Genomic DNA, 23,591 nt, shown 5'->3' on the forward strand with positions numbered 1-23,591 from the left:
TCACCGGCACCACGACGCCCCGCTCCCGGTCACCCGGGGGCGGGGCGTTCCCGTCGTCGGGCCGCCCGTTACCGGCGGCCCTTCAGCCGGCGGCCCATCTCCTTGGCGATCTCCTTCTTGGCGTCCCGCTCGGCCAGGACCTGGCGCTTGTCGTACGACTTGAGGCCGCGCGCGATCGCCAGCTCGACCTTGACCCAGCCGTCCTTGAAGTAGAGCGAGAGCGGCACCAGGGTCAGCCCGCTGCCGTCGTTCAGCGTATTCAGGATCTTGATGATCTCGGCCTTGTGCAGCAGGAGTTTCCGGGTGCGCCGCGGGGCGTGGTTCGTCCAGCTACCGAAGCCGTACTCCGCGATGTGCAGGTTGTACAGCATCAGCTCGCCCTCGTGCTCCTGGGCGAACGCGTCGACCAGCGACGCGCGGCCCAGGCGTAACGTCTTCACCTCGGTGCCGGCCAGCACCAGACCGGCCTCGTACGTCCGGATGATGGCGTAGTCGTGCCGCGCCTTCTTGTTCGAGGCGATCAGCTTGGTCCCGTTCTCCTTGGCCACCCGTAGAGGTTAACTACGGGCCGTCGACCGGGATCGGGCGGCGCATCGAATACGTCACGCTGCTCAACCGGTGCGGCTCGTCCTTCACGTGGATCACCGCGCGGTTGTACGCCTGCCAGCCCGCCGCACCCGCCCGGTTCAGATGGCGCAAATCATCGAAGCGCTCGTCGGTGCCCCAGCGCAGCACCCCGCCCGGGTGATGGAACGTGGCGGTCCAGTCCATGAACCGGTCGGTGCCCAGCGTGCCGGCCGCGCGATACTCCAGCCGCGCATACTCCCAATTGGTCACCCGATTGATTATGCCCGTCCCGCGGATACCTCGCCGTCCGTACTGGACACCGCGCGACGTAAGCCCCGGGTCGTACACCATCCCTGAGGTTTCCCTGATCTGCCCCCGCGGGGCTTCATCTTGATCTTCCCAAGTGCCTACGCTGCGCCCGTCTTTGCCTCGGGGGGAGAAAGCGATGACGACAGGTACGGTGGCCCGGCTGGTCTGCGGCCGGCGCAGCAAATGGATCGTGCTGGCACTGTGGATCGTGGTGCTGGTCTTCGCCGGCGGGCTGGCCGGCAAGCTCGGCGGCGTCGAAAAGAACGACAACGCCTCCTGGCTGCCCGGCTCGGCCGAGGCCACCCAGGTCGCCGACCTGCAGAAACAATTCCAGCCGGACGACATCGTGCCGGCCATCCTGGTCTACGAGCGGGCCGGCGGCACCACCCCGGCCGACCTGCAGAAAGCGGCCGCCGACGCCCGGGCGATCGCCACGGTCCCCGGAGTCACCGGCCAGGTGATCGGTCCGGTCCCGGCGCCCGACCGGGCGGCGCTGCAGGTCATCGCGCCGATCAGGGTCGACGCCGGCGGCTGGGACAAGATCACCGAGGCGGTGGACCGGATCAAGACGATCTCCGGTACGGGGGACGGAGGCCTCGGCGTCTACCTGACCGGACCGGCGGGGGTGGCGGCCGACTCGGCCAGCGCGTTCCAGGGCATCGACGGCACCCTGCTCTACACCACGCTGATCGTGGTCGCGATCATCCTGCTCGTCACCTATCGCAGCCCGGTGCTCTGGCTGCTCCCGATCATCACCGCGGGCGTGGCACTGACCAGCGCCCAGGCGGTGATCTACCTGCTCGCCAAGCACGCCGGGCTGGTGGTCAACGGGCAGAGCGCCGGCATCCTGACCGTGCTGGTCTTCGGCGCCGGCACCGACTACGCCCTGCTGCTGGTCGCCCGCTACCGGGAGGAGCTGCGCCGGCACGAGGACCGGCACGAGGCGATGATGTTCGCCCTGCACCGCGCCGGCCCGGCGATCATCGCGAGCGCCGCGACCGTGGCGATCGGCATGTCCTGCCTGATGCTCGCCGAGGTGAACGCGACCAGCGGCCTCGGCCCGGTCGCCGCACTCGGCATCGTGGTCGGCCTGCTCGCCATGATGACCCTGCTCCCGGCCCTGCTGGTGATCTGCGGCCGGTGGCTGTTCTGGCCGGTCCGCCCCCGCTTCGGCACCCCGGAGCCGACCGCGACCGGGCTGTGGGCCCGGATGGGCGGCCGGATCGCCCGCCGCCCCCGCCAGGTGTGGCTGGCCACCGCGCTCGCCCTCGGCGCGATGGCGCTCGGCCTGCTGCAGCTCAACGCGAACGGGCTCAGCCAGCAGGACTCGTTCACCAGCACACAGCCGTCGGTGACCGGCCTCGAAGTGCTGAGCCGGCACTTCCCGGCCGGCCAGGGCGACCCGGTCGTGGTGATCACCGACCCGGCCCACCAGGACGCGGTGCGCGCCGCGTTCGCCGGCACCGCCGGGATCAGCCAGGTCGGCGAGCCGGCCGTGAAGAACAACCTGGTCAGGTTCGAGGGCACGCTGACGTCGGCGCCGGACGGGCAGGCCGCCGAGGACACCGTCCGCGCGGTCCGCACCGCCCTGGCCGGCACCGGTGCCAAGGTCGGCGGCACCACCGCCCTGAAACTCGACATCAACCAGGCGAACAAGCACGACAACCGGCTGATCCTGCCGCTGGTGCTGCTCGTCGTGCTGGCCATCCTGGCCATCCTGCTGCGCGCCCTGATCGCCCCGATCCTGCTGATGGCCACCGTGGTCCTGTCCTTCGCCGCCGCCCTCGGGGTCAGCGCCCTGATCTTCCGGCACGTGTTCCACTTCGCCGGCGAGGACACCGCGTTCCCGCTGTTCGTCTTCGTCTTCCTGGTTGCTCTCGGCATCGACTACAACATCTTCCTGATGACCCGGGTCCGCGAGGAGGCCCGCGATCACGGCACCCGCCGAGGCGCCCTGATCGGCCTCGGCGCCACCGGCGGCGTGATCACCTCGGCCGGCATCGTCCTGGCCGGTACCTTCGCCGCCCTCGGCAGCCTGCCGCTGGTCGCCTTCGCCGAAATCGGCTTCGCGGTCGCCTTCGGCGTCCTGCTGGACACCCTGATCGTGCGGTCCGTGCTGGTCACCGCATTGAGCCTGGATCTGGGCCGCTGGATGTGGTGGCCGAGCGCGCTGTTCCGCCATGACCCGTCGGTGGACGCCCCGGTGTCACCGGCGCCGGCCATCCTCACCCACCAGACCGACTGACTTATCGGACTGCCGGGCCCACCGTGCTGCCCGGGCGCACCGTGCTGTCCTACTCATGGTGCTGCCCGGGCTCACCGTGCTGTCTCGCTCACGGTGCTGCCCAGGCTCACCGAGCCGTCCGGCTCACCGTGCTGCCTGGGCTCACCGTGCTGCCGGGCTTCCTTCCTCCCGCGCTTGTTTGCCGCGCGTCTGCCTCCGCGTGTCCGCGCTTGTTTGCCGCGCGTCTGCCTCCGCGTGCCCGCGCTTGTTCGCCGCGCGCCTGCCTTGGCGCGCCCGGCGCCTTTCGCGGTTCGGCCGTCGTGCTCTGCGGGCCGGGCCGGGCCCAGCCGGGCCCAGCCGAGCCGGGCCGAGCCGGGCCGGGCCGCGCTCTGGGGCTGCGGTCGGGCTCCGGCTCTGCGGGCCGGGCTTCGGCTGTCGGGCCGGGTGTCAGTGGTCGGTCAGGGCGGCGGCTCCCAGATTTCGCAGAGAGGCGTCGAGGACCTGGGCGGTGTGCGCCAGCGCGATCCTGCCGCCGCGCCGGCGGACCGCGGCCGCGACCTGCATCAGGCAGCCCGGGTTCGCGGTGACCAGCAGCGCCGCGCCGGTGTCGAGGACCGCGGCGGCCTTGCGGTCGCCCAGTTCGGCGGCCGGCTCCGGGTTCAGCACGTTCCAGACGCCGGCCGAGCCGCAGCAGATCTCCGGGTCGGCGATCTCTCGCAGCTCCAGACCCGGAATGCCGCGCAGCAGGGCCCGCGGCTGCGCCCGGACGCCCTGCGCGTGCCCGAGATGGCAGGCGTCGTGATAGGCCACCGTCAGCGGCAACGGATGTCGCGGAGCGACCGGCCCCAGCTCGGCGAGCAGCTCGGCAAGATCCCGCACCTTGGCCGCGAACGCCGCGGCCCGAGCCGCGTACGCCGGATCCTCGGCCAGCAACTCGCCGTACTCCTTCAGCGATGACCCGCACCCCGCGGCGTTCACCACGAAGAAGTCCATCCCGCACCGCTCGAACGTGTCGATCAGCCGCCGGGCGAACCCCTCCGCCTCCGCCCGCCGCCCGTTGTGCACGCTCAGCGCCCCGCAACAGCCCTGCGCGGCCGGGATCAGCACGTCGCAGCCCTCGGCCGCGAGGATCCGGACGGTCGCGGAGTTCACCTCCGGGAAGAATGCCGACTGGACACAACCGGTCAGCATCCCGACCACCGCCCGGCGCTGCCCGCGCGCCGCCACCCGGCGCGGCGGCCGCGGCACCCGGCGAACGCCCGGCGCCAGCGATTCCAGCGTGGCCAGGGTCGGTGCGAAGCGGTCCAGCAGGCCGCTACGGGTGACGAGACGCTGAAGGCCCGATGTCCGGTACGCCCACAACGGCCCCCGCAACAGTCGCAGCCGCCGTGGATAGGGGAACACCGCGAAGATCGCCGCGCGCAACGCCCGATCCCGTGCCGGGCGCGGGTGCCGCCGCTCGACCTGGGCCCGGGTGTCCTCGATCAGCCGGTCGTAGCGAACCCCGGACGGGCACGCGGTCACGCAGGCCATGCAGCCCAGACAACTGTCGAAGTGGCCGACCATCGACTCGCTGAGCGGCTCACCCTCCAGGCCCTGGGCGATCAGGTGGATCCGCCCGCGCGGCGAGTCCATCTCCTCGCCCCAGAGCACGTAGGTGGGGCAGGTGGTCAGGCAGAAGCCGCAGTGCACACAGTCGGACACGAGGTCGGCGCGCGGCGGGTGCAGCTCGTCGAAGGCCCCACCGCTGCTCCCGGTCTCGGCCGCGCGCAGCGCGTCGGGCGGCACCGCCCCGGTGCCGTGGGTAGCGTCCACGTCCGCCATCAGCCGCCTCCCTCACTCACGCCCCGCCACCTCCACGACCACCGGCCCGCCGACTGCCCCGTCCGCCCGCCGCCGCCGTCCGCCGCTGTCCGCCCGCCGCCGCTGTCCGCCCGCCGCCGCTGTCCGCCCGCCGCCGTCCGCCGCCGCCCGCCGCCTGCCGCTGTCCGCCCGCCGTCCGCCCGCCGCTTCGCCGTCCTCTGCGACTGACATCAGATGCCGCCGACGAAGCGGCCCGGGGCGAACCGGTGGCCCGGGTCGAACTGGTCCTTGACCCGGCGCATCAGGGCCAGGCCGGGAACCGGGCCCCACATGTCGAGGGTCTCCCGCACCCCGGCCGGCGCGGTCAGCACCACGGTGTGCCCGCCGGCCCGGACCGCCGCCGCCCGGAGCAGCTCGACCGCCCGCCCGGCCTCGACCGCGCCGTCCGGGGCGGTCGCCGGATCGGCCGGCAGGCCCGCGTAGAGCACCCCGGCGCCGGCCGACCCGCGGACCGTCGCGCCGGCCCCGACCGCGGTCGCCACCAGCGCCGGCACCTGGGACAGCGCGCCGGTCAGCTTGAGCCCGACGCCGCCGGGCGGCCAGGGCGGCACGTCCCACCACTCCGGTGCCTCGGCGGACACCTTCCCGCCGAGCAGGGCCGCGACCGCGGCGGCGCGCTCCCGAACCCCGGCGGCGGTGCCTTCGAGCAGCACGGCGAGTTCGGGTTCGGCGCCGGGGGCGGCGTTCACCTCGCAGGCGCTGGCCGCGAACTGGCCGGCCAGGACCTTGGCGGCGTGCCCGGGGGGAGCGCTCACCCGTACGAAAGCATGTGAACCCGGCACCGGATGCAACCGGAAGACGCACTCGGTGATCAGCCCGAGGGTGCCGAAGGCGCCGGTGTAGAGCTTGCCCAGGTCGTAACCCGCGACATTCTTGACCACCCGGCCGCCGGCCCTGGTGACGGTCCCGTCCGGACGCACCGCGGTGATCCCGATCAGCAGGTCGCGGGCGGTGCCGTAGCGCAGCCGCCGCGGCCCGGAGGCGTTCGCCGCGACCGTGCCGCCGGCCGTCGCCGCGGGCGGCGCGTCGAGCGCCAGCTGCTGCCCGGGCAGCCGGTGCAGATCGCCCATCGGCGTGCCGGCGCGGACCACGGTGATCAGATCCCCGGCAGCGTGCTCGACCACCCCGGCCAGCCGCCGCGTGTCGATGATGAGGTCCAGCTCGCGGGGCGGCGGACCCCAGTCGAGTTTCGTGCCGCCGCCGCGGATCACCACGCTCAGGCCGCGGGCCGCGGTGATCAGCGCGGCCGCCTCCGCGGTGTCCCGGGGCGCGGCGACGAGCCGGGCCGGCACCCCGGAGACCAGGTCGGTGTCCCCGGCCGGTGCGGTCAGCTCGTCCAGCGCGGCCATCAGAAGATCTCCGCGACGCCGGCGGTGTGCAGCGGGTGGGCGCCCGACCGGCGGCCGGGGCGTTCCCCGCACAGCCGCGGGGTGGGGAAGACCTTGCCCGGATTGGCGATCCCGTCCGGGTCGAATGCGCACCGCAGCAGCTGCATGGTCTCCAGGTCGGCGTCGCTGAACATGCGCGGCATGTACCGTGCCTTGTCCACCCCGACCCCGTGCTCCCCGGTGATCGAGCCGCCGTGCTCGATGCACAGGTCGAGGATCGCCCCGGACACCGTCTCGGCGCGCTCGGCCTGCCCCGGTATCTGCGCGTCGAACAGCACCAGCGGATGCAGGTTCCCGTCGCCGGCGTGGAACACGTTCGCCACCCGCACCCCGTGCTCGGCCGCGACCTCGCCGATGCGCCGCAGCACCACCGGCAGCGACATCCGCGGGATCACCCCGTCCTGCACGATGTAGTCGGGGCTGATCCGGCCGACCGCGGCGAACGCCGACTTGCGCCCGCGCCAGATCAGCGCCCGCTCCTGGTCGTCCGCCGCGATCCTGGTCTCGAACGCGCCGTTGCTCTCGCAGAGCGCGCTCACCTCGTCGAACTGCGCTGCGACCTCGGCCGCCGGCCCGTCCAGCTCGACGATCAGCACCGCGCCCGCGCCGGCCGGATAGGAGCACTGCACGGCCGCCTCGGCGGCCGCGATGGCCAACTCGTCCATCATCTCGATCGCCGCGGGGAGCACGCCGGCCGCGATGATCGCCGAGGTGGCGGCCCCGGCCTGGTCGGTGGAGCCGAATCCGGCCAGCAGGGTGCGGACCGTCTCGGGCAGCCGGGTCAGCCGCACGGTGACCTCGGTCGCCACCCCGAGCGTGCCCTCCGACCCGACGAACGCGCCGAGCAGGTCGTAGCCCGGTGTGTCGGGCGCCGGGCCGCCCAGCCGGACCCGCTCGCCGTCCGGGGTGACGACCTCCAGCCCGGTGACGTGGTTGGTGGTGAAGCCGTATTTCAGGCAGTGGGCGCCACCGGAATTCTCCGCGACGTTGCCGCCGATCGAGCAGATCTGCTGGCTGGACGGGTCGGGCGCGTAGTAGTAGCCGTGTGGGGCGGCTGCCCTGGTCACCTGCAGGTTGATCACCCCGGGCTCGACCACCGCCCGCTCGTCCTCCGGCCGGACCTCGACGATCCGGCGCAGTTGGGAGGTCACGATCAGCACCCCGTCGGCGTGTGGGAGCGCACCCCCGGACAGCCCGGTGCCCGACCCGCGGGCCACGAACGGTGTCCCGGTGTCGGCACATGCCCGGACCACCGCGGCCACCTGCGCCGCGGTCCGCGGCAGCGCCACCAGAGCCGGGATGACCTTGTAGTGCGCCAGCCCGTCGCACTCGTAGGTCCGCAGCTCCTGCCGGTCGGTCAGGACCCGGTCGGCGCCCAGCTCAGCGCGCAGCCGAGCCGCCAATGCATCGATGTCGGTCATCCCCAGGCCTCCTCGCTGACGCCTACCGCAACGCTAGCGGTGATCGACGCCGAACGCGACGGGCGACCGCCGGCCTGTGGAAAACCCCGGACCGAGGGTGGGCGGTGGCTCACGCCGTGTCGAACCTGTGGACAACCTTTTCGCCGGGCGGCCGGAGTCTGCCAAGATGGCCCGATGCTCGTGACCGCCAGACCGTTCCGGGTCGCTGTCGCCGCTGCTCTCGCGCTGGTCGCGGTGGCCGGCTGCAGCAGTTCGGACGACGACAAGCCGGACTCCGGCCGGATCGACGTGACCACCATGCGGGGCGCGTTCCTGCAGGCCGCCGAGATCGGTCCGACCTGGACCGCGCCGGAGACCGACGCCAGCGCCGGGACGCCGTCGCTGGTGAGCTTCTGCGGCGGGACCAGCACCCCGCCGGCGCTGCCGCCCGGGGCCGACCCGGTGTCGTCGTCCTTCGCCGACGAGGGGGAGCAGGGGGCGCAGACGCTGGAGCAGCTCGCCCTGGTCTACCCGGACACGACGGCGGCGCAGGCCGGGCAGGCGCTGCTGCGCGCGGTGGCCGACGGCTGCCCGCCGACGGCGTCCGTGCCGGCGACGGTGACCTCGGACAAGTCGGAGCCGGCCTACACCGAGACGGTTGAGGTGCGCCCGCTCGACGAGGGCGGCTGGAGCGGGTTTGTCCTGGTCCGGCACAAGAAGTACGAGGCGTCCCACCCCGGTGCCGCGGACACCGCGGTGGCCGTGCTGACCACGCGCAACGTGGTGCTGGTGGACACCTACGCGATCTATCAGCTGGACAAGTCGGAGGCCGCCGCCGGCTTCGAGAGCGACTGGAAAAGGCTGGTCGGCTCGGTCGTCCAGCGCGTGGGATAGACAGCCGGACGCGGTTGGTCTAATGTTCGCGGTGCGCCGTTGCGAGTTCTTCCCCCGTGGAATTCGCAGCGGCGCCCTTTTTGTTTCCGGGGCTTCTGCCGGCCCAACGGCAATTTCATCCCTCCCGTTGCTCGGTTCTGCGCGAAGAGAGCGCGATCTGAGCACGCGACTCCGTACCGCTGTGGAAAAGTCCACGGAACGTTAACTATTCGCCGCAACCGCGCTTAGCCTTACGAATCCCGGGGCACGATGGCGTGCAGCCGAGGATTCTTAGGCGGAGGTGGCTGCGGCATGAAGTTCGTCTACGACTTCCACGAGGGCAACAAGGACCTCAAAGACCTGCTGGGTGGCAAGGGCGCCAATCTCGCGGAGATGACGAACCTCGGCCTCCCGGTCCCGCCCGGATTCACCATCACCACCGAGGCGTGTCAGGAATACCTGCGCGCCGGTACGCATGTCGACGGGCTGGCCGGGGAGATCGACACGCACCTGGCGACGCTGGAGCAGGCGATGGGCCGCCGGCTCGGCGACCCGGCCGATCCGCTGCTGGTCTCGGTCCGGTCCGGCGCCAAGTTCTCGATGCCCGGGATGATGGAGACCGTCCTCAACGTCGGTCTCAACGATGAGTCGGTGGCCGGGCTGTCCCGGCAGGCCGGTGGCAACGACCGGTTCGCCTGGGACTCGTACCGCCGCCTGATCCAGATGTTCGGCAAGACGGTGTGCGACGTGCCCGGGGCGGAGTTCGAGGACGCTCTGCACCAGGCGAAGGTGGCCAAGGGTGTCAAGGACGACGTGCAGCTCGACGCCGAGGATCTGCGGGCGCTGGTCACGGCGTACAAGAAAGTGTTCGTGAAACACACCGGGCACGAGTTCCCGCAGGATCCGCGCGAGCAGCTCGACCTGGCTGTCGAGGCGGTCTTCCGGTCGTGGAACGCCGACCGCGCGGTGCTCTACCGGCGACAGGAGCGGATCCCGGCCGACCTGGGCACCGCGGTCAACGTGGTGGCGATGGTCTTCGGCAACCTGGGCGACGACTCCGGCACCGGCGTCGCGTTCACCCGCAACCCGGCCAGCGGCGAGCAGGGCATCTACGGCGACTACCTGGCCAACGCGCAGGGCGAGGACGTGGTCGCCGGAATCCGCAACACGCTGCCGCTCGCCGAGCTGGAGAACCTCGACAAGCGCAGCTACGACGAACTGTTGCGGATCATGGCCATCCTCGAGGGCCACTACCGCGACCTCTGCGACATCGAGTTCACCATCGAACGCGGCAAACTGTGGATGCTGCAGACCCGGGTCGGCAAACGGACCGCGGCCGCCGCGTTCACCATCGCCGCACAACTCGTCGACGAGGGCGTGATCGACCTCGACGAGGCGCTCACCCGCGTCACCGGCAGCCAGCTCGGCCAGCTGATGTTCCCGCGCTTCGACCTTTCCGGATCGCCGGAATCGGTCACCCGCGGCGTCGGCGCATCCCCGGGCGCGGCCGCCGGCGAGGTGGTTTTCACCTCCGCGCACGCGGTCGCCGCCGCCGCCGAAGGAAAATCAGTCATTTTGGTACGTCGTGAGACGAACCCGGACGACCTGCCGGGCATGATCGCGGCCAAGGGCATCCTCACCAGTCGGGGCGGCAAAACCTCGCACGCCGCCGTGGTCGCCCGCGGCATGGGCAAGACCTGTGTCTGCGGTGCCGACGAGATCGAGGTCGGACGCGACACCGTCACCATCGGCGCGCACACCATCCGCGAAGGCGACGTCGTCTCGATCGACGGCACGACCGGCCGCGTCTACCTCGGCGAGGTGCCGGTGCGCCCGAGCGAGGTCGTGCAGTACTTCGAGGGCGACCTGGACCCGACGCAGGCCAACGACCCGCTGGTCGCCGCCGTGCACCGGATCATCACGCATGCCGATCAGAAACGGCGGTTGTCCGTGCGGACCAACGCCGACACGGGCACCGACGCGGCCCGGGCCCGCCGGTTCGGAGCCCAGGGGATCGGCCTGTGCCGGACCGAGCACATGTTCCTCGGCGACCGCCGGGAGCTCGTCGAACGCCTCATCCTCGCCCGCACCGACACCGACCGGACCGACGCGCTGGCCGCCCTGCAGCCGCTGCAGCGAGCCGACTTCCTGCAGATCCTGCGCGAGATGAACGGGCTGCCGGTGACCATCCGGCTGATCGACCCGCCGCTGCACGAGTTCCTGCCGTCCCTGGAGGAGCTCGCGGTCAAGGTGGCGGTCGCGCACGAGCAGGGCCAGCGGCTCGAACACGACGAAAAGATGCTGGCCGCGGTCCGCAAAATGCACGAGCAGAACCCGATGCTCGGGCTCCGCGGCGTACGACTGGGCCTGGTCATTCCCGGTCTTTTCGCGATGCAGGTGCGGGCCATCGCGGAAGCCGCGGTGGCGCTCGCGGCCGAGGGCGGCAACCCGCGCCCGGAGATCATGGTGCCGCTGGTCGGCGCGGTACAGGAACTGGAAACGGTCCGCGCCGAAGCCGAGAAGATCATCGCCGAGGTGATCGGCGACTCCGGCGTCACGGTGCTGATCGGCACGATGATCGAGGTGCCGCGGGCGGCGCTGACCGCCGGGCAGATCGCCGAAGCGGCCGAATTCTTCTCCTTCGGTACCAACGACCTGACCCAGATGGGCTGGGGCTTCTCCCGCGACGACGTGGAAGGGGCGTTCTTCTGGCGCTACCTGGAACTCGGCATCTTCGGGATCAGCCCCTTCGAGTCGATCGACACCGAGGGCGTGGGGCGGCTCGTGCGGATCGCCGCGGAAGAGGGGCGGGCCGCCCGGCCGGGACTCAAGCTCGGCGTGTGCGGGGAGCATGGCGGGGACCCGGATTCGGTGCACTTCTTCCATGAGGTCGGGCTCGACTATGTGTCGTGCTCGCCGTTCCGGGTGCCGATCGCGCGGCTTGAAGCCGGGCGGGCGGCGGTCGAGTCCGAAGGATCCGACCACCGGTAGACCGGCATCACCAGCTGGCGGCGGTGGGCGTGCGGCGGTTCGCCGCACGACCGCCGGCCGTCCGGGCGGCCCCGTGACCACTACGCGGCGGAAACGGGGCCGCCCGCTTTACCCTGTCGCGGTCTCGTCCGGGTACGGCTGTCGATCCCCGGCGAAAATGTCGGGGGGTGGGTCTAGCGTCCCTGAGGACAGCTTCCTTCGGCAGAGGAGTCAGCGATGGCGTCCCGGCTCAACCCGTATCTGACCTTCGACGGCAACGCCCGCGAGGCCATGGAGACGTATCAGCGGATCTTCGGTGGCGATCTGAAGGTCACCACGTTCGGGGAGTTCGGCGTCCCCGACGAGTCGATCAAGGACAAGGTGATGCACGCGATGCTGGACACGCCGCAGGGTTACACCCTGATGGCCTCCGACACCGCGCCCGGCATGCCGTTCACCCCGGGCAACGCCAACTCGGTCAGCATCAGCGGCGACGCCTCCGACAACCTGCGCGCCTTCTGGGACAAGCTCGCCGACGGCGCCACCATCAGCCTGCCCCTGGAGAAACAGATGTGGGGCGACGAGTTCGGCCAGCTTGTCGACAGATACGGCGTCCCCTGGATGGTCAACATCACCGCCTGATCCGCGCCGATCACGTCTGCCGTTCGGCCTTCAGCGCCGCCCGGCGTGCCCACGTTCTTTCGATGATGCTCTTGTGCGTTGATCCGGCCGGGGTTCGGGTCCGGCGGGCTCGGCCGGCCTGAGGGTGCGCTCAGCCGGGCTCAGGGTGCGCTCAGTCAGCCCTGTGAATGCTGTGGCTGTGCTGACGATCATGATCCCCGGGTTGCACATGACCATCGCTGACTTCGCTGTCGTGGCGGCCTCGGCGGTGCTGGTGCTCGCCCGATGGCTGCCGACGGCCGCACGGCGCCGCACTGCTCTCAGCGCCGCCGCCGTGACGATCGTCGGCGCGGCCTTCACCGTGCCGGGCACCCGTTGGCCGGTCCTTCTGGTGCTGGGCACGGACCTGCTTGTGGTCGCGGCAACCGTTGCGGTGTGGCTCCGGAAGCGTCGCATCGCCCTGTCCGCCAGCGATGGCCGCAGTGCTGAAGTCCGGCGCGCTACGAAGGCGCGTAGCGGCGGGGCTCTGCGCGCTTCGGGCGGGGGAAGCGCGGAGGTATCGGACGCTTCGGACCGGAGGAGTGCGGCTCGGCGCGCCGCTGAGGCGGGGAGCGGGGAAAGTCCGCGGGGTTCGGGTGGCCGAGGCGGGGAGGTGTCGGGCGCTTCGGGCGGCGGGAGCGGTGCGGCTCTGCAGGCTGCCGATGTGGGGAGCCGGGAGGCTTTGCGAGCCTCGGACGGGCGGAGTGAGGGGGCTGCCGGGGGTGGGGAGGAGGATCGGCGGGTTCGGCGGTCGATGGCGTTGCCCGGTTCGGTGGTGGCCCTGGGGCTGGTGATCGGGGCCGGGGCGGCCGCCTGGGCGTTGCCGGTGCCGGTGTTTCCGGCGCTGTCCGGGGCGTCCGCGGTGGGGACGACAGTGCTGCAGTGGACGGATCCGGCGCGGGGGGAGGCGGCCACGCCGGACGCCGGCGATCGGCGCGCGGTGGTGGTGCAGCTGTGGTATCCGGCGCAGCGGGTGGCGCCGGATGCGGTTCGGGCGCAGTACCTGGGGCGGAATCGTCGCGAAGCTGAAATCGTCGCTGATGGGGTGGCTGACTATCTCGGGGTGCCGGGGTTTCTGCTCGACGGGCCTACCCGGGCACGGACCCACGCGGTGGTCGGGGCGCAACCGGCAACCGGTCGCTTCCCGGTGGTGCTGTTCTCGCCCGGGCTCGGCGGGGTACGCACGCAGAACACGGCGTGGGCTGAGGAACTGGCCAGCCGAGGCTACGTCGTGGCCGGGGTGGACCACCCGTATGACTCGGCCGCGGTCGTACTCGCCGACGGGAGTACCGTCCGGACGCGCATCGCGGCCAGCGGGGACCGGACCGAGGACAACCGTCGGCGAATCTCCTGGACGTCGGTGCGGGCCGCGGACCTCAGCTTCGTCCTGACCCAACTCGGCCGCCTGGACAAGGGCGATCCTGCTGGCCGTGGCGAGGAGGGCGATGCTGCCGGCCGTGGCGAGGAGGGCGATGCTGCCGGCCGTGGCGGGATGGGCGATGCTGCCGGCCGTGGCGGGATGGGCGATCCTGCCGGCCGTGGCGGGATGGGCGAGCCTGCCGGCCGTGGCGGGATGGGCGAGCCTGCTGGCCGCGGCGGGAAGGCAGCATTCGACCACCGTGCACCGGCAGACGGCGGCGAGCCCGGCCGTGCGGGTGGCGGTGTCGGCGGCGGTGAGGAGGGCGTCGCCGGGGAGTTGGCTGGCCGGCTGGATGTCGGTCGGGCGGCGGTCACCGGGCATTCGCTGGGTGGGGCGGCGGCTGTGCGGGCTGCTCAAGGGGATCCGCGGTTCAAGGCGGTCATCGATCTGGACGGTGGGCTCGACACCGATCAGAAGGCGGTACGGCAGCCCGTTCTGGTGGTTACCCATGAGATTCGGGATCGGGCGGATGCCGACTATGTCGCGCGGGTGATGACAGTGCTCGAAGGCGGCGGGGCGGGCGGGTATCGGCTCACCGTGCCGGGGAGTGCGCATCTCACGTTCACCGATGCGCCCCTTTATCTGCCGCCGGTCCCGTCGCTGGTGGGTTCGCTCGGGGGGAACGGCAGCGTGCGGATGACAGTGGAGACCAGCGCCGCGTTCCTGGACGCCACCCTGGGCGGGCGGACCGTCGACCTGTCGGCGGCGCTGGCGAAATACGGCGAACTGTCAGTCCGGCAGCCCGCGGCGGTCCGGTAAAGGGCAGCCGCGGGCAGGTGGGAAGGTTCGTCAGTCGAAGAAGGGCTCGTCCTCGTCGGTGTACTCATACCGGGGGAAGTCATCCTCGAAGGAGGCGGTCGGTCCGGCGGAAGGAAGCGTGCCGCGGGCCGGCTCGGAGACGGGACGTGCGTCGGCTGGGTGAAGCGTGCCGCGGGCCGGCTCGGGGACGGGACGTGCGTCGGCTGGGTGAAGCGTGCCGCGGGCCGGCTCGGGGACGGGACGCGCGTCGGCTGCGGGAAGCGTGCCGCGGGCCGGCTCAGGGACGGGACGTGCGCCGGCTGCGGGGAGCGTGCCGCGGGCCGGCTCGGAGACGGGAAGTGTGTCAGGGGCCGGCTCGGCTGCGTGAAGCGCGCCACGGGCAGCCGCAGTGGCCGTGCCGGGAAGCCCACCGTGGGCAGGCCCGGTGGTGGTGACGGGGAGCGTGCCGGGGACGGGCGAGTCGCCGGGCGGCGGGGTGGGGGACGGGGTCTCGCCACGGATCACGGCGAGGACGTCGTCGCCGAACTTGGTGAGCTTGCTCTGGCCGACGCCGCTGACGGTGGCGAGCTGGTCGAGCGTGGCGGGGGCGAGGACGGCGATGGCGCGCAACGTCTTGTCGTGGAAGATGACGTAAGGCGGGATGGCCTGATCGCGGGCGATGCCGGCCCGCCAGGCGCGGAGCCTTTCGAAGAGGGGCTCGGCTTCGGCCGGGAAGTCGGCGGGAGCGGGTGCGGCCGAGCGGGAGCTGGACGAGCCCGAACCCGACGATGAGCGGGCGCTGGACGCGGATCGGGGACGGGCCAGCTCGCGGCGCATCATCAGGGTGACCTCGCCGCGCAGGACGGCGGCGCTGCGGTCGGTGAGGACCAGCGTGCCGTATTCGCCCTCGACCGCCAGGTAGCCGCCGGCCAGCAGTTGGCGGACGACGCCGCGCCACTCGGCCTCGCGCAGGTCGGCGCCGATGCCGAAGACCTTGAGCTGGTCGTGGCGGAACTGGGCGACCTTGTCCGTCTTCCTACCGAGCAGGATGTCGATCGACTGGCCGGCGCCGAACTTCTGGTTGCGCTCGCGGTGCAGGCGCAGCACGGTGGACAGCAGTTTCTGGGCGGGGACGGTGCCGTCCCACGACTCGGGCGGGGTGAGGCAGGTGTCGCAGTTGCCGCACGACGACGATGCGGCCTCCTGGTCGAAGTAGGCCAGGAGCTGGACGCGGCGGCAGGACACCGTCTCGCACAGCGCGAGCATCGCGTCGAGGTGCCGGTTGGCGTTGCGGCGGAAGTTGGCGTCGCCCTCCGAGCCGTCGATCATCTTGCGGAGCTGGACGACGTCCTGCAGGCCGTAGGCGAGCCAGGCGGTGGACGGCAGGCCGTCGCGGCCGGCGCGGCCGGTCTCCTGGTAGTAGCCCTCGACGGATTTCGGCAGGTCGAGATGGGCGACGAAGCGGACGTCCGGCTTGTCGATGCCCATCCCGAAGGCGATCGTGGCGACCATGACGAGGCCGTCCTCGCGCAGGAAGCGGGACTGGTGCTCGGCGCGGGTGCGGGCGTCGAGACCGGCGTGGTAGGGCAGCGCGGGGACGCCGTTGGCGGACAGGTATTCCGCGTGTTTCTCGACGGAGGCGCGGGACAGGCAGTAGACGATGCCGGCCTCGCCCGGGTGCTCGGTGCGCAGCAGGTCGAGCAGCTGGCGCTTCGGATCATTTTTCGGGACGATCCGATACTGGATGTTGGGCCGGTCGAAGCTGGCGGTGAAGTGCCGCGCGTCGGTCAGCTGCAGCCGGCGGGCGATCTCGTCGCGGGTGGCGGTGGTGGCGGTGGCGGTCAGCGCGATCCGCGGCACGTCGGGCCAGCGCTCGTGCAGCATCGACAGCGACAGGTAGTCGGGGCGGAAGTCGTGGCCCCACTGGGAGACGCAGTGCGCCTCGTCGATCGCGAACAGCGAGATCTGCCCGCGGTCGAGCAGCCGCTGGACGCCCGCGGTGCCCAGGCCCTCGGGCGCGACGTAGAGCAGGTCGAGCTCGCCGGCGACGAACTCGGCCTCGACCAGGCGGCGCTCGTCGAGGTCCTGCGTCGAATTCAGGAAGCCGGCCCGGACGCCGAGCGTGCGCAGGGCGTCGACCTGGTCCTGCATCAGGGCGATCAGCGGGGAGATCACCACACCGGTGCCGGGGCGGACCAGGGCGGGGATCTGGTAGCACAGCGACTTGCCGCCGCCGGTGGGCATCAGGACCAGGGCGTCACCACCGTCGATCACGTGCTCGACGATCTCGCGCTGCCGGCCGCGGAAATCCGGATAACCGAAGATGCGGTTGAGCGCGTCGGTGGCACTGGAGACGGGGATAGCGGGAGCCGAAGTCACCCCGCGATAGTAGTGAGCCGCACCGACATTCTGCCCAGCCCTGTGGACGACCCCTATGGGGTTACCGGCAGCCCGACCAGGTCGAGGATGTGCCGCGAGGGGCTGTCCGGGGCCGCGATCAGGGTCAGCGGGGCTTTGCGGTCGTGGTGCTGCTCGGCGATCAGGTAGAGCGCGGACACCCCGGCGCTGGCCAGGTGGTCGACCCCGGTCAGGTCGACGGTCATCGGCACGTTCCCGCCCCGGCTACGGCGCAGCAGCTCCTGCCGCAGCGCGACCGCGGAGGTGCTGTCCACCGGCCCGTCGACCCGGACCCGTGCCTCGTCGCCGCCGGGCAGCTCGGTGACGGTCATCGCGGCGGGCGGCTCGGCCCGGCGCGGAGCGTCGTCGAAACGGGTGAGCAGCCGGGCCGGGCGGCTCAGCGGGTGCCGGACGGTGGCCACCGTGCCGTGCGGGCCGGGCTCGACGTGCAGGCTCTCCACCAGCTGGGCGGTGAGGGCCAGGCCACGGCCGCGGATCGGCTGCCGGGAGGGCGCCCGCCACCCGCCGTGGTCGGTGACGACCGCCTCGACCCGCCCGGCCGCGGTCAGCACCGCCCGGACCGTGACGGTCCGCCCGCCGCCGTGCTCGATCGCGTTGGTGGTCAGCTCGCCGAGCGCGTGCTGGAGCACGAACACGTCCTGCGCGGACGCGCCGAGCTCGGCCAGCCACCGCCCCAGCCGGGCCCGCACCCCGCGCAACTCGGTCGGCTTCGCCGGAAGATCGAGGGCCAGCTCGGGTACGACCGGAACCCGCTGCGCCGCGAGCAGGGTGATGTCGTCGGCATGCCCGCCGGCCCGCACCAGCAGTTCGATGGCCTGCCCGCAGACCCGGTCGGCCGCGGTGCTGCCCGGCTCGCGCAGCGCCCGCCCGGCCGTCGCGTCCGCGACCACCTTGGCGAGCTCCGCGGGCTGCGGCCCGCCGGCCTGGGGCCGTTCCACGATCCCGTCGGTGTAGAGCAGCAGCAGGTCCCCGGTCGCCAGCCGGTCGTGCCGGATCGGGAAGACCCCGCCGGTGCCGAGCGGCGACCCGCCGCTGGCGGCGAGGTAGCGGGTGGTCCCGTCGGGTCCGCTGACCAGCGGCGGCGGGTGTCCGGCCGTGCAGTAGTCCAGCGCACCGCCGGCCGGGTCGAGCAGCACCAGGCACACGGTGGCCGCGTGCGCCGCCTGCATCCGCCCGGCGAACCGGTCGGCGGCCGCCAGCGCCTCCTCGATCGGCGCGCCGGAGTCGAGGCGTTCCCGCAGCACCGCCCGCAGCTGCCCCATGGCGCCGGACGCGGTGATGCCGTGCCCGACCACGTCGCCGACGACCAGGGCCACCCGCCCGTCCGGCCGGGCCACCGCGTCGAACCAGTCGCCGCCGGCCGCGGTGTCCGCGTCGGCGAGCAGGTAGCTCGCGGCCACCTGCAGGCCGGGCAGCACCGGCAGCCCTGGTGGCAGCAGTTCCCGCTGCAGCTCGGTGATCACGTCCCGGCCCTGCTCGTAGCGCTGCCGCAGCCGGGCGGCCTCGGCCTCGGCGGCCTGCCGGGTGCGGGCGATCTCGGTGACGTCGAACGCGGCGCCGATCACCCCGCGCAGTGTCCCGTCCGGGTCGCGCCACGGCACGATGGTGAAGGTCGCGAACATCTCGTGCACCGAGCCGTCCGGCATGTCCAGGTGGGCCCGCCACTGCTGGCCGGCGATCGGCTCACCGGTCCGGTACACCTGGTAGTACGCGTCGACGAACTGCTGCCCGGCCAGGTCGCTGAGCACCTCCCGGCAGGGCCGGCCGATGATGTCCCGCCCGGGCAGCACCGCCCTGGTCGCCGCGTTCGCGCCGACCAGGAGCAGCTCCGGTCCCTCGAAAACGGCCACGATGAACGGCAGCTGATCCACCGCGGACAGCATCGCCCGAAGATCGCCGCCCGCCGGAATGTCCACGCCCGTCACCATGCCATCGTGCCGGAAACCGCGCCACGCGGACCCGGGGGTCACTCGGCCAGGGGCAGTTCGATGGTGTGCGAGGTGTGCGACGCCTTGGCCCGCAGGTACCGGACGTTGGCCGCGGAGACGTGCACCCCGGTCGGGATCCGCTGGGTCACCGCGACGCCGAGGCCTTCCAGCTGCAGGGCCTTGTCGGGGTTGTTGCTGAGCAGCCGGATCCGGTCGACGCCGACCGCCTGCAGCATCTGCGCCGCCGCCGTGTAGTCGCGTTCGTCCTCGCCGCGCCCCAGCGCCAGGTTCGCCTCATAGGTGTCCAGCCCGTCGTCCTGCAGCGCGTACGCGTCCAGCTTGGCGTACAGCCCGATGCCCCGCCCCTCCTGCCGCAGGTAGAGCAGGAAGCCGCCCTGCTCGGTGATCCGCTCGGCGGCCTCGCGCAGCTGCGGCCCGCAGTCGCAGCGCTGGCTGCCGAACACGTCGCCGGTCAGGCACTCGCTGTGCGGGCGGACCAGCGGCGCCCGGCCGCCGGCCGCCGACTTGGTCAGCGCCCGCCGCCAGTCGCCGAGGCCCAGCGCCAGGTGCTCGCGGCCGTCCGCCAGCCCGTCGAAGGTCATCACCTGGGCGGTGGTGGCGTATCCGTCGGAAAACCGCAGCGGCACGGTCACCTGTCGTCGGATGCTGGCCTTCACCATCGGTCCTCCTCATTTTTGGCGCTGTGGCAGAGGCTGTGCCCGAAGATCGGCCGCCGCACACCGCGGATTATCGTGGACGCACGATGGATGAGCGTCCTTACATTTTGCTGAGCTGCGGGATGTCGATCGACGGCTATCTCGACGACACGTCCGCGGACCGCCTGCTCCTGTCGAACGACGCGGATTTCGACCGGGTCGACGAGGTCCGCGCCGGCTGTGACGCGATCCTGGTCGGTGCCTCGACGATCCGCCAGGACAATCCGCGTCTGCTGATCCGCTCGGCGCAGCGCCGGGCGCGGCGGCTGGTCCGGGGGAAACCGGCGAATCCGGTGAAGGTGACCGTGACCGGTCGCGGTGACCTCGACCCGGAGGCGGCGTTCTTCACCGCGGGCGAGTCGGCGAAACTGGTCTACTGCGCCACCGGCGCGCTGGCGGCGACCCGGGACCGGCTGGGCGCGGCGGCCACCGTGGTGGACGGCGGCGACCCGGTCGACGTCCGCCGGGTCAGCGCCGACCTGGCCCGGCGCGGCGTGCGCCGGCTGATGGTCGAGGGTGGCGGCACCATGCACACCCAGTTCCTCACCGGCGACCTCGCCGACGAGTTGCAGCTGGTGATCGCGCCGTTCTTCGTCGGGGACTCCCGCGCGCCGCGGTTCGTGCACGACGGCGACTTCCCGGCCGGGCCGAAGAATCGCGCGCGGCTCGCCGAGGTCCGCCAGATCGGCGACGTGGTGCTGCTCCGCTACGCGCTCTCCGACCGCTTCAGCTGAGCGGATCAAACCCCGACCCCGCTGCTGTACGCCGGTTGCCGCACCGTGGTCGCGCGACGCACCCGCACCGGCCCTGCCGGCAGGGGCTCGGCGGTGACCAGGGGCGCGGCGGGGGTGGTCGACCGTACGCGCGAATCGGGTCGGGCCGCAACCGGCCGCCGCAGTTTCCGCGCGGCACGGACCGCGACCACGATCGCGCCCGGCGCCGCCGCGACGAAGGCACAGATGCCGTAGGCGACCGCGATCGTCACGCCCTGTTCGGCACTCAGCCCGGCCGCGCCGAAGGCCCAGGCCAGCACGCCCTCGCGGGGCCCCCAGCCGCCGACGTTCAGCGGGATGCCCATCGCCAGCAGCGCCAGCAGCAGCATCGGGGCGAGCCGCAGCAGCGACGCGCCGTTCCCGGCGACCCGGGCCGCGACCAGGAAGGTCGCCAGGTGCCCGGCGAGGACCATGGCCGAGGCGAACAGCACGCCCGGCCAGTTGCGGCGGGCCAGCAGGCCGGAGCGGATCTCGGCGGCCCCGGTGCGGGTGGCGCCGGCCAGTTTCACGCTGCCCCGCCGGGCCCGCCGGAGCACCCCGACGGTCAGCAGCGCGACGACCGCGACCGTGCCGGCGACCACGGCGACCGTCTCCCCGTGCTCGCCGAGGACGGTCAGCACCGGCGACGGCACGGTGAACAGCACCGCCCCGCCGACCACCAGCAGCACCAGCTGCCCGGCGGTGCGTTCCAGGACGACCGCGCGCACGCCGCGCCCCACGTCGCCCTCCTCGCGGCCGTGCGAGACGGCCCGGCCGACGTCGCCGAGCACCCCGCCGGGAAGTGCCGCGTTCAGGAACAGCGCCTGGTAGTAGTCGGCGGTGGCGTCCCGCAGCGACAGCTTCAGGCCCAGCCCGCGGGCCACCAGGCACCACCGCCACGCGCTGAGCACCGTGGTCACCACGCCGATCCCGAAGGCCAGCGCGAGCGTGCCGGCGTCGAGCACCCGCAGCCCGTCCAGGAAGGCGCCGGTGCCGAGTCGCCACAGCACCAGCACGATGATCCCGGCACCGCCGAGCAGGCGCACCCATGCCCAGAACGATCGCGTCGTCACTTTCCCGTCCCCTCGTCGATCCCTCAGGGACTAGTACGCCCGACCGCCGTGACTCGGTTCAGTCGAAGATCGCTAAAACATCCTTGTGGCCCACCGAGATCTCCGGAAGGGCCGCCGCACGCTCCGCCAGATAGTCATCGAAGCGCAGATCAGGACGCTGCTCGGCGGCCGCACCGACCCAGCCGCGCAACCATTCGGCGGTCAGTTCGGGCCGCGCCGCGCCGAGCCGCCAGGGGCTCTCCCGGGTGAGGATGCGCGCACCGGCCTTCGCGAAGGCGGCCGCGGCGTAGTCCCCGGCCTCCGGTCCGAGACGCGCGTCACGACGCTGATGGTCGTTGAAAGCCTGTCGTACGTCGTCGTCGCGCGGATCGGGGGGCGTCAACCGCACCACCCCGGTCACCGAGAGGGTGAACAGCACGTTCGCCCGGGCCTGCGCGCACACCTCGACCAGCCGGTCCACCTCGGCGGCGGTCAGCACGTCCAGCAGCGCCGAACAGGTGACCAGGTCGGCCCCGGTCAGGTCGTCGCGGGTCAGCGCGGTCACGTCGCGCTCGTCGATCGCCACGTTCACCCCGTCCGGCATCCGGTCGGCGGCGATCTCCAGCAGGTCGTGGTCGCGGTCGGTGAGGATCCAGAACTGCGGCATCGGCAGCCGGGGCGCCAGCCACCGGCCCATCGACCCGGTGCCGCAGCCCAGGTCGCGGATCACCTTGACCGGATGCGGCAGCAGGCCGGCCAGGTCGGCCGCGCGGGCGTCGGCGTCGGCGGGCTCGCGCAGGGCCAGCCAGTCGGCGCTGAATTCTCCGGTCATGGAGTTCCTTCCTCGATGATTCTCAGGATCGTGGTGAGCCGGCGGGCCGTCTCGTCCCAGCCGGTCAGGGTCGCGCGGCGGGCGACGGCCCGGCGCCGCCAGCGCGCCCGCAGGTCGCTGTCGGTGAGCCAGGCGCGCAGGACGTCCGCGAGCCCGTCCGGGTCGTCCGGGGCCAGGAGCTTGCCGGGTACGCCGTCCGGGGTGCCGCCGAGCGCCTGCGGGACGCCGCCGACGTGGGTGGCCACCACCGGGAGGGCGTGCGCGAGCGCCTCGGTGATCACCATGCCGTAGGTTTCCGCGCGCGACGGCAGAACGAAGAGGTCGGCGTTCGCGTAGGCGGCCTCGAGGTCCGCCCCGGCGAGCGGCCCGGTGAACCGGACGTTCCCGGAATGGGCGGGGATCGGGCCCGCGCCGGCGAAGGTGCACTCCCAGTCCAGGTCGGTGAGGGTCCCCAGAGCACGCAGCAGGACGTCCTGGCCCTTGCGGTGGGTGAGCGACGCCACACAGAGCAGGTGGCGGCCGCTGGGGGAGCCGGTCGACGGCGGGGCGGGATCGACGCCGGGAGCCGCGACGTGCACCCGGGCGATGCCGTGCATGCCGGCGACGTGCGCGGCGGCCTGGTCGCTGGTGGCGATCACCCCGGCGGCCAGGTGCAGGGCGCGGCCCTCCAGGGCCTTCAGTTCGGCGGCCGCGGTTGGGGAGAGGCCGGTCTCGTCGCTGAGCGGCAGGTGGACCAGGATCACCAGACGCAGCCGACGGGCGTGCGGGGCGAGGAGTTCCGGGACGCCGCACGCGACCAGGCCGTCGAGCAGCACGGTGTGCCCGTCGGGGATCGCCGCCATGGTCCGGGACAGGCGCCGGCGGGCGTCCGCGGCGGGGCGTGGCCAGGAGCCGGGCAGAGCGGTCTCGCGTACCGCCGGATGATCGAGCGGAGCCGCAGCCGGCTCGCGCTGCGTGCCGCGCGCCCGGTTCGCGGTGATCTCCCGCAGGACCCGGCGGTCGTAGCGGTTGCCGCCGCTCGGTGCCGCCGGGTCGTCGATGCCGCCCGGCAGCACCACGTGGAGCGGGGTGTTCACCGCAGGGTTCGCTCGTAGCTCGCCCAGGCGATGTGCGACTCGTGCAGGGTGACCTGGAGGCCGGTGAGACCGGTGGCGCCCGGGCCGAGTTCGCCCGCGGAGATCCGGACGGCCAGCCGGTCGGCGATCACCTTGGCCAGGAACTCGGTGGACGTGTTGACGCCGGTGAACTCCGGGTCCTCGTCCAGGTTGCGGTAGCTCAGGCCGGAGCAGATGGTGTGCAGCTTCTCACTGGCCAGGCCGATGTCGACGACGATGTTGTCCTCGTCCAGCTCCGGGCGGCGGAAGGTGGCGTCGACCACGAAGGTGGCGCCGTGCAGCCGCTGCGCAGGTCCGAAGACCTCCCCGGAGAAGCTGTGCGCGATCATGATGTGGTCGCGGACGGTGACGCTGAACAAGGGCACT

At 72.5% G+C, this 23,591-nt stretch carries 17 protein-coding genes and 1 pseudogene; 6 read left to right on the top strand and 12 right to left on the bottom strand.

Going from position 1 to position 23,591, the window contains the following annotated elements; genetic code table 11:
• Nucleotides 1-68: 68 nt before the first annotated feature.
• Together smpB and ACSP50_RS12490 are read right to left on the bottom strand one after the other, a co-directional pair.
• Nucleotides 69-548 (bottom strand): SsrA-binding protein SmpB, encoded by a 480-nt coding sequence (smpB, locus tag ACSP50_RS12485; protein ID WP_014690049.1) that lies wholly within the window; start codon nucleotides 546-548, stop codon nucleotides 69-71.
• Between the two features lie 13 nt (nucleotides 549-561).
• A complete protein-coding gene (locus ACSP50_RS12490; protein WP_043511458.1) occupies nucleotides 562-837 on the bottom strand; it encodes a hypothetical protein in 276 nt (91 codons plus the stop codon).
• A gap of 175 nt (nucleotides 838-1,012) precedes the next feature.
• Here ACSP50_RS12490 and ACSP50_RS12495 point away from each other — a divergent pair, with 175 nt between their 5' ends.
• Nucleotides 1,013-3,121, top strand: a complete 2,109-nt coding sequence (locus ACSP50_RS12495; RefSeq protein WP_014690047.1) for an MMPL family transporter — start codon at nucleotides 1,013-1,015, stop codon at nucleotides 3,119-3,121.
• A 426-nt stretch (nucleotides 3,122-3,547) separates the two neighbouring features.
• On the opposite strand, the gene ACSP50_RS12500 is transcribed toward ACSP50_RS12495, so the two are convergent.
• From ACSP50_RS12500 to ACSP50_RS12510, 3 genes are all read right to left on the bottom strand, one after another.
• On the bottom strand, nucleotides 3,548-4,924 hold the full coding sequence (locus tag ACSP50_RS12500; protein ID WP_014690046.1) for a (Fe-S)-binding protein: 1,377 nt from the start codon (nucleotides 4,922-4,924) through the stop codon (nucleotides 3,548-3,550).
• A gap of 209 nt (nucleotides 4,925-5,133) precedes the next feature.
• Complete coding sequence (locus ACSP50_RS12505) at nucleotides 5,134-6,312, bottom strand: FAD-binding oxidoreductase (protein WP_080127797.1); 1,179 nt, start codon at nucleotides 6,310-6,312, stop codon at nucleotides 5,134-5,136.
• Nucleotides 6,312-7,772: an FAD-linked oxidase C-terminal domain-containing protein gene (locus ACSP50_RS12510; protein ID WP_014690044.1), complete on the bottom strand. Its 1,461-nt coding sequence runs from the start codon at nucleotides 7,770-7,772 to the stop codon at nucleotides 6,312-6,314. The genes ACSP50_RS12505 and ACSP50_RS12510 overlap by 1 nt, the downstream gene beginning before the upstream one ends.
• A 174-nt stretch (nucleotides 7,773-7,946) precedes the next feature.
• Between ACSP50_RS12510 and ACSP50_RS12515 the strand changes: the two genes are divergently transcribed.
• From ACSP50_RS12515 to ACSP50_RS43360, 4 genes are all read left to right on the top strand, one after another.
• On the top strand, nucleotides 7,947-8,645 hold the full coding sequence (locus ACSP50_RS12515; RefSeq protein ID WP_014690043.1) for a hypothetical protein: 699 nt from the start codon (nucleotides 7,947-7,949) through the stop codon (nucleotides 8,643-8,645).
• Between the two features lie 291 nt (nucleotides 8,646-8,936).
• Nucleotides 8,937-11,615: a pyruvate, phosphate dikinase gene (ppdK, locus tag ACSP50_RS12520; RefSeq protein ID WP_014690042.1), complete on the top strand. Its 2,679-nt coding sequence runs from the start codon at nucleotides 8,937-8,939 to the stop codon at nucleotides 11,613-11,615.
• 216 nt (nucleotides 11,616-11,831) lie between these two features.
• Complete coding sequence (locus ACSP50_RS12525; protein ID WP_014690041.1) at nucleotides 11,832-12,236, top strand: VOC family protein; 405 nt, start codon at nucleotides 11,832-11,834, stop codon at nucleotides 12,234-12,236.
• A gap of 178 nt (nucleotides 12,237-12,414) precedes the next feature.
• Entirely contained in the window at nucleotides 12,415-14,433 is a 2,019-nt protein-coding gene (locus ACSP50_RS43360) for a hypothetical protein (protein WP_197688130.1), read from the top strand.
• A gap of 477 nt (nucleotides 14,434-14,910) precedes the next feature.
• On the opposite strand, the pseudogene recQ reads toward ACSP50_RS43360, so the two are convergent.
• The 3 genes and pseudogenes from recQ to ribA all read right to left on the bottom strand — a co-directional run.
• Nucleotides 14,911-16,791, bottom strand: a pseudogene (gene recQ / locus ACSP50_RS12535) (DNA helicase RecQ); the annotation flags it as partial.
• Between the two features lie 53 nt (nucleotides 16,792-16,844).
• Nucleotides 16,845-18,746 (bottom strand): SpoIIE family protein phosphatase, encoded by a 1,902-nt coding sequence (locus ACSP50_RS12540; RefSeq protein WP_231956915.1) that lies wholly within the window; start codon nucleotides 18,744-18,746, stop codon nucleotides 16,845-16,847.
• A gap of 50 nt (nucleotides 18,747-18,796) precedes the next feature.
• Nucleotides 18,797-19,438: a GTP cyclohydrolase II gene (gene ribA, locus ACSP50_RS12545; protein WP_014690037.1), complete on the bottom strand. Its 642-nt coding sequence runs from the start codon at nucleotides 19,436-19,438 to the stop codon at nucleotides 18,797-18,799.
• Between the two features lie 83 nt (nucleotides 19,439-19,521).
• Here ribA and ACSP50_RS12550 point away from each other — a divergent pair, with 83 nt between their 5' ends.
• On the top strand, nucleotides 19,522-20,208 hold the full coding sequence (locus ACSP50_RS12550) for a dihydrofolate reductase family protein (protein ID WP_043511456.1): 687 nt from the start codon (nucleotides 19,522-19,524) through the stop codon (nucleotides 20,206-20,208).
• 5 nt (nucleotides 20,209-20,213) lie between these two features.
• Here ACSP50_RS12550 and ACSP50_RS12555 read toward each other — a convergent pair whose 3' ends face one another.
• From ACSP50_RS12555 to ACSP50_RS12570, 4 genes are read right to left on the bottom strand one after another with little or no spacing between them, the layout of a single operon-like run.
• On the bottom strand, nucleotides 20,214-21,299 hold the full coding sequence (locus tag ACSP50_RS12555) for a lysylphosphatidylglycerol synthase transmembrane domain-containing protein (RefSeq protein ID WP_014690035.1): 1,086 nt from the start codon (nucleotides 21,297-21,299) through the stop codon (nucleotides 20,214-20,216).
• Between the two features lie 58 nt (nucleotides 21,300-21,357).
• Entirely contained in the window at nucleotides 21,358-22,110 is a 753-nt protein-coding gene (locus ACSP50_RS12560; RefSeq protein WP_014690034.1) for a class I SAM-dependent methyltransferase, read from the bottom strand.
• Nucleotides 22,107-23,186, bottom strand: coding sequence for a glycosyltransferase family 4 protein (locus ACSP50_RS12565; RefSeq protein ID WP_014690033.1), 1,080 nt, complete (start codon nucleotides 23,184-23,186; stop codon nucleotides 22,107-22,109). The genes ACSP50_RS12560 and ACSP50_RS12565 overlap by 4 nt, the downstream gene beginning before the upstream one ends.
• On the bottom strand, nucleotides 23,183-23,584 hold the full coding sequence (locus ACSP50_RS12570; protein WP_014690032.1) for a 6-carboxytetrahydropterin synthase: 402 nt from the start codon (nucleotides 23,582-23,584) through the stop codon (nucleotides 23,183-23,185). The genes ACSP50_RS12565 and ACSP50_RS12570 overlap by 4 nt, the downstream gene beginning before the upstream one ends.
• Nucleotides 23,585-23,591: the final 7 nt, after the last annotated feature.

The organism is Actinoplanes sp. SE50/110 (assembly GCF_900119315.1).
Classification (GTDB): Bacteria; Actinomycetota; Actinomycetes; order Mycobacteriales; family Micromonosporaceae; genus Actinoplanes.

What these genes read in the sequence shown, in the direction of transcription:
- ACSP50_RS12495 (WP_014690047.1), top strand. Translation starts at nt 1,013, where the DNA reads ATGACGACAGGTACGGTGGCCCGGCTGGTCTGCGGCCGGCGCAGCAAA.
- ACSP50_RS12500 (WP_014690046.1), bottom strand. Translation starts at nt 4,924, where the DNA reads ATGGCGGACGTGGACGCTACCCACGGCACCGGGGCGGTGCCGCCCGAC.
- ACSP50_RS12505 (WP_080127797.1), bottom strand. Translation starts at nt 6,312, where the DNA reads ATGGCCGCGCTGGACGAGCTGACCGCACCGGCCGGGGACACCGACCTG.
- ACSP50_RS12510 (WP_014690044.1), bottom strand. Translation starts at nt 7,772, where the DNA reads ATGACCGACATCGATGCATTGGCGGCTCGGCTGCGCGCTGAGCTGGGC.
- ACSP50_RS12515 (WP_014690043.1), top strand. Translation starts at nt 7,947, where the DNA reads ATGCTCGTGACCGCCAGACCGTTCCGGGTCGCTGTCGCCGCTGCTCTC.
- ppdK (WP_014690042.1), top strand. Translation starts at nt 8,937, where the DNA reads ATGAAGTTCGTCTACGACTTCCACGAGGGCAACAAGGACCTCAAAGAC.
- ACSP50_RS12525 (WP_014690041.1), top strand. Translation starts at nt 11,832, where the DNA reads ATGGCGTCCCGGCTCAACCCGTATCTGACCTTCGACGGCAACGCCCGC.
- ribA (WP_014690037.1), bottom strand. Translation starts at nt 19,438, where the DNA reads ATGGTGAAGGCCAGCATCCGACGACAGGTGACCGTGCCGCTGCGGTTT.
- ACSP50_RS12550 (WP_043511456.1), top strand. Translation starts at nt 19,522, where the DNA reads ATGGATGAGCGTCCTTACATTTTGCTGAGCTGCGGGATGTCGATCGAC.
- ACSP50_RS12560 (WP_014690034.1), bottom strand. Translation starts at nt 22,110, where the DNA reads ATGACCGGAGAATTCAGCGCCGACTGGCTGGCCCTGCGCGAGCCCGCC.